Genomic DNA, 12,916 nt, shown 5'->3' on the forward strand with positions numbered 1-12,916 from the left:
CCGGCGCAGAAGCCCGGACAGGCCGACCGCGCCGACCGGGCGGACCTGCCAGACCTGGCGGACCTGGGGGACCGGGCGCATCCTCCGGGGCCGCCTCCGACGAGAGCCGCCCCTCGTTGGAGGCCTCCACCCAGACGCGGTGGGGCATGCGCTCGATCTCCCGGCGACCTTCCCCTTCTCTGAGCTCAGGTGGAGGATCGGCCCAGGTTCTAGCAGATCGGCACGGCTCCGGCGTGGAACACCACGTTGCCGTCCACGTGCCCCCCGTACGTCCGTCCGGCGATGAACAGCTCGACTCCGTTGCCGGAGTAGCGCTCCCCGATGACGCGCTACCACACGTTTCCGATACCGAGGTTGTCGCCTCGGTCCCAGCAAACGCCGATGACCGCATCACCGGGAGCGAGGTCCTGGACTCCGACCTTGCCCGAGGCCACGGAGTGGTTGCGGTGGACGCCCAACGAGAACGTCCCGCTCAGGGCGATGCGATCGACGCGGTCGCGGAGGCGCTCCCCGCGGTCCCCACCAGCAGCCCGCCGGCGCTCAACGCCGCAACCGCCACATCGGTCGCCCGCGGGAACAGCGTCCGGGCCGCGTCAGGAACGGCGACGGCCGAGGTGGTCGCCGCTCTCCGGTACCGCACCGCGATCGCCGCGGCGCTCTCCTTGCACAGCCTGTTCAGTCCGCCGGAGCACCGTGGCCGGGGGTACGGATGATCCGTGCCCCCGGCCTCGACGACGCCCGGCTCCTCCACCGGCGAAGGGGGACTGGTGGTTCAGTGGCCGAGCACGGCGGTGGCGGAGAGCGCGGTCGCGTCCCGGCGTGCGGCGATCCGGTCCAGGAGGTACTGGAGAGCCAGGCAGCCCACGACCCAGGCGACCAGGGCGAGCAGCGATCCGGTGAGGTGCGCGTTGTCGAAGTAGGCGGCGTCGCGCAGGGCCTGGATCGCGGCCGCCGGCGCCAGGAGCTCGGCCAGCGGGGAGAGCCAGGCGGGCAGGAAGGTGGCCGGCAGGATGCCGCCGGAGGTGGCGTTGCCCAGGATCAGCAGCAGCACGGAGGCGACCGGCATGCCGAGCGGGCCGAACAGCCGCAGCAGCACTCCGGTCGCGGCGGCGGTGGCCCAGGCGAGCAGTCCCACCACGACGGCGACGGTGAGGAAGGACGCGGGGAGCGCGCCGAACCCGGAGTGTGCGATGAGCGCCACCGTCGCACCGGAGGCGGCGGCGAAGACCAGCATCGACGCCGCGCGGGCCGAGAGCGGCAGGCGCGGGGCGATCTGGTACGAGGACACCGCGAAGAGGAACCCGGCGAGCACGACGCCGAACGCGGCATAGAAGGCCGACAGTCCGCGGGCGTCCCCGGCGGCCAGTGGCCGCACATCCCGTACGGGGACGGGGTGGCCGACCGCCTGGGTGGCGGCCGTGGCGAGGCTGGAGACCACGGAGGGGCCCTGCGCGCCGGCGGCCAGCAGACGCATGCCGCGGGCGTCGCCGACCAGGGCGGCCGGAACCTCGTCGTGGACGATGGCCCGGCGGGCGGCGTCCGCGTCCGCGTAGCGGTGGAAGGTGTAGGCGTCCGGTGCCGCGCTGTTGAGAGCGAGTTCCGTGCGGGCGGCCACCGTGTCGGACGCGGCGATGCCGAGCGGCTGATGACGCGCGCTGGGCGCGTGGAAGGCCGCCAGATAGACGGCGACGAATATCGTCCCGATCGCCAGCGCGGTGACGACCGGCACGAGCATCGCCTTGCGGACTCCGGCGGCCGCGTCGAGCACCGGGGCCGGGATGCCCGGCTCGGTGTCGGCCAGCGCGGGGCGGGCGTGCGCGGGGCGATGGCCCGCCGGATGCGCGTTCGGGTCGTACAGGGTGCCGTCGGGTGAGGCGATGGCGGGGAGTTCCGAACTGCTCTGCATGAAGGAGGGGCTCTCTGGGTGCCCGCGACGTGCGCGGGAGGTGATCTCGGTCGAGGACGCGACCGGTGGTCAGGAGGTGCGCGGGGTGGTGATGCCGATGCGAGGGGAGTGGGTCGCGGCGCGGCTGCCGTTCCAGGGTCGACGCGTCCGGGCTGGCGGGGATGACCCCTCCGGCCGGTCAAGTGCGCCTCGGGCGGCCCTCTCACCCCCGCGCCAGGAGGGCTTCGACCTCACGAACGGGCCGACGGCCACATCTGACGGGTGGCGTCTGACGGGTGGCGTCTGACGGCCATCGGCGGACGGTTCGATCGCCGCCGGTGTCAGCCCTGGAGCGACGGCGCCGGCCCGCACGGCGACCGCCCGGTGCCCTGAAGCGCGCACTCGACGACCGGCGTGCCGGCCACCTCCGTGGCGCCACGTCGGCCGATCGCCGCCGCCCTGCCCTTGCACTGTGCCAACTGCACGGCCGTCACCGCTTCTCTTCTCTCGCGACAGATGAGGAGTGCCGCGAGAGACACCGTCGGCGCCCGCGACGAACGCCGGCCCACGGAGCGGGGAGCACCCCGCGCCACAGGGCGCACTCACGGCGTGCCGCCCGGACCGACCTCGTCGACGGTACACTAAACGCAGAAAATCCTGCACTTGTTGTGTTGTGGGGACCGCCACTGCCGTAATCTCGACACGTCCGCCAGTACAGACCGCACAGAACAGAAGGCGACGGGCCCCCGGTGACTCCCAGCGCATCGCGAGAAGACGGCCGACCGCGGTTGCGGGCGGACGCCGCGCGCAACCGTGACCAGATCCTCGCGGCGGCACGCTCCGCCTTCCGGGAGCTGGGCACCGCTGCCCCCCTGGACGAGATCGCCCGCCGTGCCGGGGTCAACATCGCCACGCTCTACCGGCGTTTCGCCGACCGTGACGCACTCATCCGGCAGGTCGTCGTCGACGGTTTCACCCTGGTGCTCCGCACCGTGCGCCGGGCGCTCGACACCTCGGCCCGCGACCCGCTGTCCGCCATCGGGGAATTCCTGCTCACCCTGGTGGACGAGCGGGAGATGCTCGTCCTGCCCCTGATCGGCGGGCCTGTCACCGACGATCCCGAGGCCGCGACCCTGCAGCGTGAGATCGTGGCCGCCCTGGAGGAGCTCCTGGCCACGGCCCGCGCCCAGGGCGTGGTCCGTCCGGACGCGACAGCGGTGGATCTGATCGCCACCGGAGCGCTTTCCTGCCGCCCGCTCCCCCACCTCCCCGTCGAGCAGGCCAGCGCGCTCGCCGCCCGTCACGTGCGCATCTTCCTGGACGGCCTGCGCCCGGACGGTGCCCGGCCGCTCCCCCCCGCTCCCACGAACGAGGACCTCACCGTCCACCTGCACCCCGTCAAGGGCGGCGACCGCGGGAACGGTCCCTCGGGGGTGTGACCGGGACCGGCCTCACCTCCCGTACGGGGAGCGGGACCGGCCCACTCCCCGCGCGGCGACGGCCCAGGGCCCTCAGTCCGTCCCGCGCAGTTCCTCGTAGGGGATGCGCGAGAGATGGAGGACCTCCCCGAGCGTCCCCCACTCGTCACCGCCCAGTTTGGTCAACGGACGCAGGCGTGCGGAACTCGGCCGTCGGCCGGCCATGAACTCCTCGTGGACCGCCATGTGGAGCACCCGCCCGAAGACCACCGTGGAGTTCCCCAGACGCAGCGTCGTGTGCGACCGGCATTCCAGGACGACGGGCGAGGCGGCCACCCTGGCCGGTCGCACATGCAGGCTGGGTTCCCGTTCGATGCCCGCGTAGCCGAACTCGCTCACACTCCGCGGGAAGTCCGTGGCGGTGGCGTTGACCTGGTGGAGAAGGGATTCGGAGGCGAAGTTGACGACGAACTCCCCCGTGTCCTCGACGTTGCGCAGCGAGTCCTTGCGGCCGATCGAGGTGAACTGCACGATCGCCGGATCGGTGCTGGCGATGGTGAAGAAGGAGTGGGGAGCGAGGTTCTCGGTGGCCCCGTCCGGTGTGACGGTGGAGATCCACGCGATCGGACGGGGCACCACGACGGAGGTCATGAGCCCGTAGAAGGACGTGCTGTCCATGGCCTCTGGATCGAAGTCGACGCGCATGGCCTCACCTTCCCCGGACGGCGCGGCGGTCGACGCGTCCGACACGCGCGGGCCCGGAGCGTCACACCGGCGTCCGGCGGCAGCCGTCCGGGCGGCGCGTCCGTCGCCCCCGGGTTCCCGTGACGCCGGACGGGTGCGCGTTCCGGCGCCACGCCGGCGGAGGCCCTACGAGGTCAGAGCGAGGTCATGACGTGCTTGACGCGGGTGTAGTCCTCGAAGCCGTAGGCGGACAGGTCCTCGCCGTAGCCCGTTTGACGTCCTTGGCCGAGGTCCGGCCGTCGATCCGGGCGGCGGGGACGCCGGGTCTCACCGACTGACGGGCCGCGCGGTGGACCGGAGCGCGGAAGGAGGCCGGACGACTCTGTTCCGAGATCCTTGGTCAACGGGCTGGCATCCCCAAATGCCCTTTGCCTAGGATGTATTGTCTGTCAAGCCAAGCCACCTGAAGCAGCTTGGAGCTGGGGGAACGATGCAGGCTGGAAAGCAGTTGTCCACGAAGATCGACGCCACGGTACCCACCGCCGCTCGCATGTACGACCACTATCTGGGCGGCAAGGACAACTACGCTGCGGACCGGACGGCCTGCGCCGAACTGGACAAGGTCGTACCGAGCACCCGCGCTCTGGCGCTGAACAACCGGCGCTTCCTGCAGCGGGTCGTCAGGACGCTGGCGGCCGACTACGGCATCCGGCAGTTCCTCGACCACGGGTCAGGCCTGCCCACCCAGGACAACGTCCACCAGGTCGCCCAGCGTGTCGATCCCGGGTCGCGGGTCGTGTACGTCGACAACGACCCGATGGTGCTGGTGCACGGCCGCGCGTTGCTGGACCAGAACGACCGCACCACGGTCATCCACGCGGACCTGCGCGAGACGGAGAAGATCTTCTCCCACCCGGACACCCAGCGCCTGATCGACTTCTCGCAGCCGGTGGCCGTGCTGTTCAACTCGGTCTTCCACTGCATTCCGGACAGCGAGACCGACGGCCCTGTCGCCGTGTCACGCCGGGTGGCCGAACGGCTGGTGTCCGGCAGTTGCATGGTGATGTGTCAGCTGGTCAGCGAGGACGCGAAGGTCCGGGAGTTCGTCACCGATTTCATGGACCAGGCGACCCAGGGGCATTGGGGCAGGGTCCGTGAGGAGAAGGACGTCGCCGAGTGGTTCGAGGACCTCGACGTCCTGGAGCCGGGTCTGGTGGAGGTGTCCACCTGGCGGCCCGACACCGAGGTGGCGCCTCGTCAACTGACCCAGGAGTGGGTTGAGTTCGGCGGGGTCGGACGGCTCAGGTAGGAGATGTCGTCAGCGCTTCGGCTCCACCGGCTCCGGCCGGTGGAGCCGAAGCGCTTTCACGAGGCGGAATACCGCTCGTCGGCCGTCTTCTGAAGCAGCGTCAGCGTTTCCCGCGGGGTGAGAGCCTCGTCTCCCAGCCGGTCCAGGGCCAGGCGGTACTCCTCGGTCTCGTCCCGGTCCTCCAGGAAGTTCGCGCTCCTGATGTGCTCCAGGTAGACGATGTCGGGCAGGTCGAGACCGCCGAAGCGCAGGTAGGTGATGGGGATGGCGGGCGCGGACGCGTTCGTCACGTCCAGGGGAACGATCTGCAGCGTCACGTGGGGCCGCTGAGCCATGTCCACGAGGTACTGCAGTTGCTCGCGCATCACGTCGCGGCTGCCCAGCACCCGCCACAGGACCGACTCGTCGATGACCGCCCACAGTTGTGGGGCGTCGTCACGACGCAGCAGTTCACGGCGGCGCGTGCGCAGCTCGACGCGCCGCTGCACCTCACCGGCCGGTGCCGTGGGCAGACCTCGTTCCACAACTGCCTTGGTATAGGCCGGAGTCTGGAGCAGCCCGGGGACGTACTGGATCTCGAAGGTGCGGATGGCGGCAGCGGCCTCCTGCAGCCCTACCAGCCGGTCGAACCACTCGGGCATCAACCGCTTGTCGTAGCGCTGCCACCATCCAGGCTCGCCGGCCCGCTGCAACAACTGGAGCAGGACCGACGCCTCATGGCCGTCGGTGTCGTAGAGATCCAACAGCGCGCGGACGTCCCCCTCCGTCGGAGGCCGACGGCCCTTGCCCGCCTCGATGCGCGACAGCTTCGCCGGACTGAACCCGATGGCACGGGCGGCCTGTTCCTGCGAGAGGCCGACATCCTCGCGGATACCCGCGAGTTGGACGCCGACCAGCATCTTCAGCAGGGTCGGAGCCGGCTCGGTCCGCTTCAGATACGGTTCGAGGCGGGAGATACGAGGTGACTCGGCGGACATCCTTACTCCCTGTGGACCGGCAGACGAGAAGAACCCATCCTCGCATCTCTCGGCCCTGTCTCGCATATTCCGGCAGAAGTGGAACCGTACGGCTCCGCTTCACACCAGGTGATCGAACTCCCCGTCCTTCGCCCCGGCAAGGAAGGCGGCCAGTTCGGCGGCCGTGTAGACGAGTGCCGGGCCGTCGGGGTCGCGTGAGTTGCGCAACGCCACCCCTCCCTCGTCCAGGGGTGCCACCTCGACGCAGTTGCCCTCGGCGTTGCTGTGCCGGCTCTTCACCCAGCGGACACCCAGCGAACTGGCCCGCGTTCCGTTTCGCACTGATGACACCGGACTCTCCTTGCTCACGTTCCACCACGGTGTACACGTCGGCCGCCCGCCGGGTCGGACCGATACCGCGCGGTCCTGTTCCAGCCAGAAGCTGTGCAATTTCCCGTGAAATTGCACGACGGGCGTCGACAGGATGGATAATAGCTCGGGCGTCAACCGCACCGTTGACGCACCGGACCTGACGTCGCATCAGGGAGATGTCGTGTCGTTATCCGCACGCCAAGCACCAAGTCCCGCAGGCGGAAAGACCGCGCCGTGGGCAGGTCGGACACCTCTGGCCGCATCGCCCTCGGACGGAGCGCCCGCCTGTGTCCCCGGACCGGAGCGGCCCGGGAGGAGCGAGTCCGCGGGCAACGTGCCCAGATCCGCGAGCCTGCGCATCACCGAATCCCCCCAGGGGTTCGCCCAGGCACGCGACTTCACCCGCCGCACTCTCGGCCGCTGGGCGCTGGGCGACCGCGGTGACGACGCCGCCCTCGTCGTCACCGAGCTGGCCACCAACGCGGTACTGCACGCGGTTGCGCGGCCAGGTGCCGACCAGACGGGAGTGTGGCTGAAGCTGACCCTTCGCCGCGCCCACCTCGTCTGCGCGGTCACCGATCAGAGCGACAGTCCGCCCGTGTGCCCCCGTACGGACGGCGCTCTGGAGGTCCACGGTCGCGGACTGCGCATCGTCGAAGCGCTGTCCGAGCACTGGGGCTGGACCCTCTCGCCTGCGGGCAAGACCGTCTGGGCCATGCTGCCGGCGCTTCCTCGGCCCACGCCCTCGGCCTGGCACGGCCTGACATGACGCACACCACGGCGGCGGAGCGTCCCGTCGCACCTCATCACGGAACTCCTCGCGCGGGAGCGGACATGGAGACAGCCCTGAAAGACCTCGAACGCGTCCCCTGGCGCGAGCTCCAGGACTCCACCGGAGCGGCCACGGCCATCCCCTCGCTGCTCACCGCCATCACATCGGGCGACGAGGAGACCGCCGTCGACGCGCTCGCGCGTCTGAGGCAGCGCATCTGCCAGTACGGCTTCGTCGTGGACCAGGCGACCGCCGCCACGGTCCCCTTCCTGTGGGAGCTCGCCCAGCTTCCCCAGGTCGCCTGCCGCGTGCAGATCCTCCGGCTGCTGAAGAACATCGCCGACGCCCGGCAGTGGGAGAGCACGGCCATGGCCTACCCCAAGCTGCTCAACCGCCGTGAGAACTACGTGGGTTGGGAGCGCGAGGCGCGCCGAGCCGTACGGGACCATCACGGGACCCTCCAGCGCCTGCTCGCGGAGCCGGACAAGGAGGTCGTCCAGGCGACGAGGGAGCTCGCCTCCGCCCTGACCGACTGACACGCCGTCTGCGGGACGACCCCGCGGATCACTCCACGGCCCGGACCCGGCCGACCCTGTCACCCGACGCCACCCGGTACACCGCCGGCTCCGAGGCGGCCGGCAGCCGCGTGATCAGCGCCTCCGAGCCACCGACGCGGGTGCTCACCAGATCCACGCCCAGGCATCAGGCATCAGGCATCAGGCATCAGGCACGGTCCTGCCGCCGCCACAGGTCCGGCAACCCCGCGGACTCATGCTCGCCCCGGACCCCGGGCGGGCCGTACTCGGCGGCGTCGTGACGGTCACCGTCCACCCCCGACCGGCCCGTGCCCATCTGTGCCGGTCCGCGACCGGCGCCATCAGGCCACAGTCGACCACGTGGTGATTCCGCCTGGCCATCGCCCGGTAGGCCCGGACCCGGACCCACCAGGCTTTCCCGCGCCGGGTCACGGACTTCGGTCGCTCGATGCCTCAGCGCAGGACGATGGGGGCGATGTCGATCGTCCCGTCGTGGTTGTCATAGAGACAGAAGGTCGTCTTCATGGGGATGTCGAAGACCACGCCCCCTGTCGCCACACACTCGGCCTTGGTGACCGCGGGCCGGGAGGCGGCGTCGGCGGCGGCCCCCGTGGCGAGGATGAGGCCGAGAGCCCCGAGAGTCGCGGCCGTGACCACGGCAGCAAAGCGAGAGCGCATGTCTGTCTCCTTCTCCTGAAGATCCGTATTTCGGCAGGAGACAGCCTGCGGCACTCGTCACGAGGAATTCCCTAGTGTCGGAGCGCGTGGAGCGGCTGACCGGGGCCCAGCCCCGCGGTCGGCGTGGTGCACCGGGTCGTCGGTACCCGGTGCACCACGTCATGGCCGGCGGCGCGCCCCGCCGCCGGCGCGGGTCACTGCCCGGACGCCGAGGTGAGGGCTGCCCGAGCGGCTCCCTCCACCAGCGCGACACCGTCCTTCATCGAGGTGCTGCCGTCCGAGAGGACCGCGACGAGGTAGCGGTGTCCGTCCACCACGATCCGTCCCACGCTGTTGACGTCCCAGAGTCCGGACGTACTCCGCTGCAGCCAGCCGTTCTTCAGCGCCCACCCGGAGCCCGCGGCCGCCGAGACACCCCACGCCTGCTCGCTCGCGACGTCGGCCATCAGGGTCCGGACGTAGGTCCGGGACTCCTTGTTCAGCCCGCCGGCGCTCGCGTCCGACGTCCCGCCCGTAGCGAACACCGCGCGCAGCAGGCGGATCTGGTCACTCGCCGTCGTCCGGGTCAGCCCCCAGCGAGTGCCGGATCCGCCCTTGGTCTCGGTCAGGCCCAGCCGCTTGTTCGCTGCCTCCAGACCCGGCGCCCGGCCGATCTCGCGCCACAGCGCGTTCGCCGCCGCGTTGTCGCTGCGCCGGATCATCGGTTCGGCGTGTGCGCGTTCCTTCGCGGTGAGATGGCGTCCCGCGTCCTGCGCCTGCAGCAGCAGTGTCGCGAGGATGTCGACCTTGATGATGCTCGCGGTGTCGTACGTGACGTCGTCGCCGTACACCGTGGGCTCCCGGCCCGTGCCGTCGAGGTCGAGCACCGCCGCCGTCACACGTGTCCGGTCGCGGGGTTCGGCGGCCGGCGGTCCGGTGTCGGCTCCGGACCGTTCGGCGGTCCTGTCGACGGCCGCGGGTGCCGCGTGCGCCGTGCCGCCCGCGAGGAGCGCCGTCGCCAGCGCCAGGAGTACACCGGCACCGGCGAAGGCGCGCCTGCCTCGGTGTCTCGCCGGGATCTCCATGTGCTGCGGGGGGCGCGGTCGGTTCGGCATGTTCAAGCGAGCCTCGACAAGTGGTGTGGAAGGGTCACTGGGGAGCGAACATAAACAAATCGCGCGCCACGCGGGGTGACCGGGGTCACGACGGGCCTCTTCCCGGCCGGAATGTGAAAAGAGCCATAGACGGTGCCCTCGCCTCGGACGATCATCAGGACCGAGTTCCCCGCCCGAGATCCTGGACGTCCGGCGCCCGTGTGCGGACCGTCGTGACCTGCTCACGCCACCTCGCCCTGGCGCCTGTGGAAGGCGTCGCGGCTCCCGTCCCTCTCAGCCCCGAGGGGCGACGCCTACCACGCTCGGGCCGACGCCTAACGCACTCGCGCCGGCGGCGCCTGCTCCCCCGTGCGGCGGATGGCGATGAGGGCGGCGTCATCGCCGAAGCGTCCGCCGGCGTGATCGAGCAGATCGCGCTGCACACGCCGCAGCAGGGCCTCCGGCAGTTGACCGACCCACTGGGCGACGCGGTCCGCGAGCGGGTAGAAGACACCGTCGCGGTCACGGGCTTCGACGACACCGTCGGTGAACAGGAGCAGTGTGTCGTCCACGGCGAAGGGCAGCACGGCCACCGTGACCTCGCCGGGATCGGTGAGACCGACGCCGAGCGGAGGCGCGGGGGCCAGATCCGGGGCGCTCACCGCGCGGCCCGACCGCAGCAGCAGCGGCGCGAGATGGCCGCAGCTGACCATCCGGACGACGGGGTCGTCGTCCGGGATCTCCAGCAGCAGCGCCGTGACGAATCGTTCCCCCGCCTCGTCCGTGGGTTCGAAGTCGTCGAGGTATCTGCTGAGGCTCCGCTCCAGGGAGCCGGCCAGCGCGGGCAGCCCGGCGTTCTGGTGGACGGCCTCGCGGAACGCGCCGAGCAGGAAGGCCGCCTCACCGATGGCGGGCAGGCCCTTGCCGCGCACGTCGCCGATCACGACACGGGTGCCTTGCGGGCTGCGGGCGGCCGCGTAGAGGTCACCGCCGATCTCGGCCTCCTCTTCGGCGGCCAGGTAGACGCAGGAGAGCCGCAGGGTGCCGATCCGGCTCGGCAGCGGCCAGAGCAGTACCCGTTGTGCCGCCTCGGCGACCGACCGTACCCGGGCGAGTTCACGGCTGTGCCGGTCGCGGACCACGGACAGGATGACGATCAGTGCGGAAAGCGCGGCCAGGGCGAACAGCTGCACCAGCACGTTCCGTGACAGGAGCAGGCCCGAGCGCCAGCCGATGAACGCCTGAGCCGCCATCGCCGCGGCCCCGACGCTGCCTGTGACCAGGGGGCCCTCGCCCCATGCGGTGATCGCGGGCGCGATGACCAGCAGGGGCCCGAGCACGATGTCGGACGGGGCGACGATGTCGGCGACCGTGATGAGGACGATGAGCGCCACCGGAATCAGCAGCAGCAGACGGCTGGTCCGGCCCGCCTGCGCAAAGCCCCGATTCCACGCCGTCATGGTTTCCACAGTGCACCGCGGCGGGCGGGGTCGCGAACCCGCGGATCATTCGAGGCCGACGATGTCTTCCTGACTTCTTACCTGACGTGACCCGCCCGTCACCGGACACGACCGCCGGCGGTCGCCGCCGCCCGCCCCGCGCCAGGAACACGGCGCACACCCGACGCGGTCGGCTCGGGTCCTGTCCATCCGGGCCCGAAGGTAAGAGTCGGGTGAGGGACGCCGTCGGCAGCCGGGCCGGCCCTCTGCGGGCCGACCCCTGGTTCACCGCTCCGGTCGGGCGCACCGGATCACCGGGTCACCGGTCCGGGCTGCTCCCCCATTCGGACGGCCCCGGACCCCGACGAGCGCGATCTCCGCGTCCAGGAAAGGCGGCGGGGGCGTACGCATGCGCATCGACTCGGCGTGAGCGTCGACGTCCCCGCGGCGGCGTCAACCCACCGCTCCCGCAAGGGTGTTGCAAGGGCCGTTGCTGCGGGAGCGGGACCGGCCGGGCAGTTGCCGCGCGACGGGGCGCGGCGTGGGGCGAGACCTCCGACCGGCGCGGCGGCCGTGCTGCCACGACACGGCCGCGCCGCCCGTCGGGCGGAACGTACGGCTCGCCCCGCTCCAGCCCCCGTCGGAACGCGCGCCCCGGATGGCCCGCGCCCGCCGGGGAGCCGCGGGCCCTCGACGTACGCCTTCGCATGGGCGGGCCATGTCGTCACCGGTGCCGACGCACCCACGTACGACCGATTCCCGACTCTCAGGGCTCCGGGCAGGCGCGCACACGGAAGGTGCGCGCGGTGCGGTCCGGCTCAGCCGCCGCTCTTGCGGCGGAACGACCGCTGGCTCGACGCCGGTCCGTGTGCTCCGCGGACCTTCGACGCGTCCGGTTTGCCGTTGCCGCCGGTCCCGTCCGTCTGCATCCCGCGCTTACGCGCCAGAGCCTCCCGGAACTTGCGCTTCAGGTCGTACTGACCGTCGTCGTCGGGCGTCAGGGCGGGGCTCTCGGCCTCGGTGGGCTCCGAACCTTCTTGTGGCTGTGACTCGGCAGTCATGCTGACCTCCTGGGTTCGGGCGCTTAAAGGTACAGCTTGTCATGCCGCCACCGCACGGACCGCCGCCACCGATACCGGACCCCGGCCGGCCGAGCGTGCGCCCGCCCTCCGGGCTAGCACGTCGGGTCCCAGCGCGTCACCCGGGGAGGTGTGTGCCATCGCGGAACGAAGAGATGTGAGGATGTCTTCATGAGCGACAACGTCTACTTCGACATCACCATCAACGACGAGCCCGCGGGCCGTATCGTCTTCGAGCTGTTCGACGAAGTGGTCCCCAAGACCGCGAGGAACTTCCGCGAGCTGGCCACCGGCGAGCACGGCTTCGGCTACGAGGGTTCGGGCTTCCACCGGGTCATCCCGGACTTCATGCTGCAGGGCGGCGACTTCACCCGGGGCGACGGCACGGGCGGCAAGAGCATCTACGGCGAGAAGTTCGCCGACGAGAACTTCCAGCTCAAGCACACCAAGCCCGGTCAGCTGTCGATGGCGAACGCGGGGGCGAACACCAACGGCTCGCAGTTCTTCATCACCACCATCGTGACCGACTGGCTGGACAACAAGCACGTCGTCTTCGGCGAGGTCGTCGAGGGCATGGACATCGTCAAGCAGGTCGAGGCTCTCGGCTCCCGCAACGGTTCCACCAAGGCGAAGATCACCATCGCGAAGTCCGGCATCGTCGGCGCCTGACAACCACCGTTCGTCGTCTCCCCCGAGCCAGGCCCCGGACAGTCCG

15 protein-coding genes are annotated in these 12,916 nt (G+C 71.0%); 6 read left to right on the top strand and 9 right to left on the bottom strand.

Translation table 11 applies throughout. The annotated features are described in order from the left end of the window. The first annotated feature begins 446 nt into the window (after nucleotides 1-446). Nucleotides 447-713 (top strand): hypothetical protein, encoded by a 267-nt coding sequence (locus tag HEP85_RS03130; protein WP_168525985.1) that lies wholly within the window; start codon nucleotides 447-449, stop codon nucleotides 711-713. A gap of 59 nt (nucleotides 714-772) precedes the next feature. On the opposite strand, the gene HEP85_RS03135 is transcribed toward HEP85_RS03130, so the two are convergent. Then, nucleotides 773-1,906, bottom strand: coding sequence for an ABC transporter permease (locus tag HEP85_RS03135; protein WP_168525987.1), 1,134 nt, complete (start codon nucleotides 1,904-1,906; stop codon nucleotides 773-775). Between the two features lie 728 nt (nucleotides 1,907-2,634). On the opposite strand from HEP85_RS03135, the gene HEP85_RS03140 reads away from it, so the two are divergent. Then, on the top strand, nucleotides 2,635-3,324 hold the full coding sequence (locus HEP85_RS03140) for a TetR/AcrR family transcriptional regulator (protein WP_168525989.1): 690 nt from the start codon (nucleotides 2,635-2,637) through the stop codon (nucleotides 3,322-3,324). Nucleotides 3,325-3,396: 72 nt separating this feature from the next. Here the strand turns inward: HEP85_RS03140 and HEP85_RS03145 are convergent, their stop codons facing one another. Then, the gene (locus tag HEP85_RS03145) at nucleotides 3,397-4,008 is read right to left on the bottom strand and encodes a flavin reductase family protein (RefSeq protein WP_168525991.1); all 612 of its coding nucleotides are present in this window, start codon (nucleotides 4,006-4,008) and stop codon (nucleotides 3,397-3,399) included. A gap of 469 nt (nucleotides 4,009-4,477) precedes the next feature. Here HEP85_RS03145 and HEP85_RS03150 point away from each other — a divergent pair, with 469 nt between their 5' ends. After that, entirely contained in the window at nucleotides 4,478-5,296 is an 819-nt protein-coding gene (locus tag HEP85_RS03150; protein ID WP_168525993.1) for an SAM-dependent methyltransferase, read from the top strand. 56 nt (nucleotides 5,297-5,352) lie between these two features. Here the strand turns inward: HEP85_RS03150 and HEP85_RS03155 are convergent, their stop codons facing one another. Together HEP85_RS03155 and HEP85_RS03160 are read right to left on the bottom strand one after the other, a co-directional pair. Beyond that, nucleotides 5,353-6,273: a helix-turn-helix transcriptional regulator gene (locus HEP85_RS03155; RefSeq protein ID WP_168525994.1), complete on the bottom strand. Its 921-nt coding sequence runs from the start codon at nucleotides 6,271-6,273 to the stop codon at nucleotides 5,353-5,355. Between the two features lie 99 nt (nucleotides 6,274-6,372). Next, nucleotides 6,373-6,603, bottom strand: a complete 231-nt coding sequence (locus tag HEP85_RS03160) for a DUF397 domain-containing protein (protein WP_168525996.1) — start codon at nucleotides 6,601-6,603, stop codon at nucleotides 6,373-6,375. Nucleotides 6,604-6,958: 355 nt separating this feature from the next. Here HEP85_RS03160 and HEP85_RS03165 point away from each other — a divergent pair, with 355 nt between their 5' ends. Both HEP85_RS03165 and HEP85_RS03170 read left to right on the top strand, forming a co-directional pair. After that, a complete protein-coding gene (locus tag HEP85_RS03165; protein ID WP_248001814.1) occupies nucleotides 6,959-7,393 on the top strand; it encodes an ATP-binding protein in 435 nt (144 codons plus the stop codon). 65 nt (nucleotides 7,394-7,458) lie between these two features. Beyond that, on the top strand, nucleotides 7,459-7,932 hold the full coding sequence (locus HEP85_RS03170; RefSeq protein ID WP_248001815.1) for a hypothetical protein: 474 nt from the start codon (nucleotides 7,459-7,461) through the stop codon (nucleotides 7,930-7,932). 28 nt (nucleotides 7,933-7,960) lie between these two features. Here the strand turns inward: HEP85_RS03170 and HEP85_RS03175 are convergent, their stop codons facing one another. The 5 genes from HEP85_RS03175 to HEP85_RS03195 form a co-directional block, all read right to left on the bottom strand. Further along, complete coding sequence (locus tag HEP85_RS03175) at nucleotides 7,961-8,089, bottom strand: hypothetical protein (RefSeq protein ID WP_282189829.1); 129 nt, start codon at nucleotides 8,087-8,089, stop codon at nucleotides 7,961-7,963. Between the two features lie 296 nt (nucleotides 8,090-8,385). Continuing rightward, a complete protein-coding gene (locus HEP85_RS03180) occupies nucleotides 8,386-8,610 on the bottom strand; it encodes a hypothetical protein (protein WP_168526001.1) in 225 nt (74 codons plus the stop codon). Nucleotides 8,611-8,804: 194 nt separating this feature from the next. Further along, a complete protein-coding gene (locus HEP85_RS03185) occupies nucleotides 8,805-9,674 on the bottom strand; it encodes a serine hydrolase (protein ID WP_168533265.1) in 870 nt (289 codons plus the stop codon). A 344-nt stretch (nucleotides 9,675-10,018) separates the two neighbouring features. Next, nucleotides 10,019-11,143, bottom strand: coding sequence for a PP2C family protein-serine/threonine phosphatase (locus tag HEP85_RS03190; RefSeq protein ID WP_168526003.1), 1,125 nt, complete (start codon nucleotides 11,141-11,143; stop codon nucleotides 10,019-10,021). A gap of 797 nt (nucleotides 11,144-11,940) precedes the next feature. Continuing rightward, a complete protein-coding gene (locus HEP85_RS03195) occupies nucleotides 11,941-12,183 on the bottom strand; it encodes a DUF5302 domain-containing protein (RefSeq protein ID WP_168526005.1) in 243 nt (80 codons plus the stop codon). A 189-nt stretch (nucleotides 12,184-12,372) separates the two neighbouring features. Here HEP85_RS03195 and HEP85_RS03200 point away from each other — a divergent pair, with 189 nt between their 5' ends. Beyond that, nucleotides 12,373-12,870: a peptidylprolyl isomerase gene (locus HEP85_RS03200; protein WP_168526007.1), complete on the top strand. Its 498-nt coding sequence runs from the start codon at nucleotides 12,373-12,375 to the stop codon at nucleotides 12,868-12,870. The last annotated feature ends 46 nt before the right edge of the window (nucleotides 12,871-12,916 follow it).

Source organism: Streptomyces sp. RPA4-2 (assembly GCF_012273515.2).
Taxonomy (GTDB): Bacteria; Actinomycetota; Actinomycetes; order Streptomycetales; family Streptomycetaceae; genus Streptomyces; species Streptomyces kaempferi.

Coding starts and splice junctions, on each gene's coding strand:
- HEP85_RS03135 (WP_168525987.1), bottom strand. CDS start 1,906: ATGCAGAGCAGTTCGGAACTCCCCGCCATCGCCTCACCCGACGGCACC.
- HEP85_RS03145 (WP_168525991.1), bottom strand. CDS start 4,008: ATGCGCGTCGACTTCGATCCAGAGGCCATGGACAGCACGTCCTTCTAC.
- HEP85_RS03150 (WP_168525993.1), top strand. CDS start 4,478: ATGCAGGCTGGAAAGCAGTTGTCCACGAAGATCGACGCCACGGTACCC.
- HEP85_RS03155 (WP_168525994.1), bottom strand. CDS start 6,273: ATGTCCGCCGAGTCACCTCGTATCTCCCGCCTCGAACCGTATCTGAAG.
- HEP85_RS03170 (WP_248001815.1), top strand. CDS start 7,459: ATGGAGACAGCCCTGAAAGACCTCGAACGCGTCCCCTGGCGCGAGCTC.
- HEP85_RS03180 (WP_168526001.1), bottom strand. CDS start 8,610: ATGCGCTCTCGCTTTGCTGCCGTGGTCACGGCCGCGACTCTCGGGGCT.
- HEP85_RS03185 (WP_168533265.1), bottom strand. CDS start 9,674: ATGGAGATCCCGGCGAGACACCGAGGCAGGCGCGCCTTCGCCGGTGCC.
- HEP85_RS03190 (WP_168526003.1), bottom strand. CDS start 11,143: ATGACGGCGTGGAATCGGGGCTTTGCGCAGGCGGGCCGGACCAGCCGT.
- HEP85_RS03195 (WP_168526005.1), bottom strand. CDS start 12,183: ATGACTGCCGAGTCACAGCCACAAGAAGGTTCGGAGCCCACCGAGGCC.
- HEP85_RS03200 (WP_168526007.1), top strand. CDS start 12,373: ATGAGCGACAACGTCTACTTCGACATCACCATCAACGACGAGCCCGCG.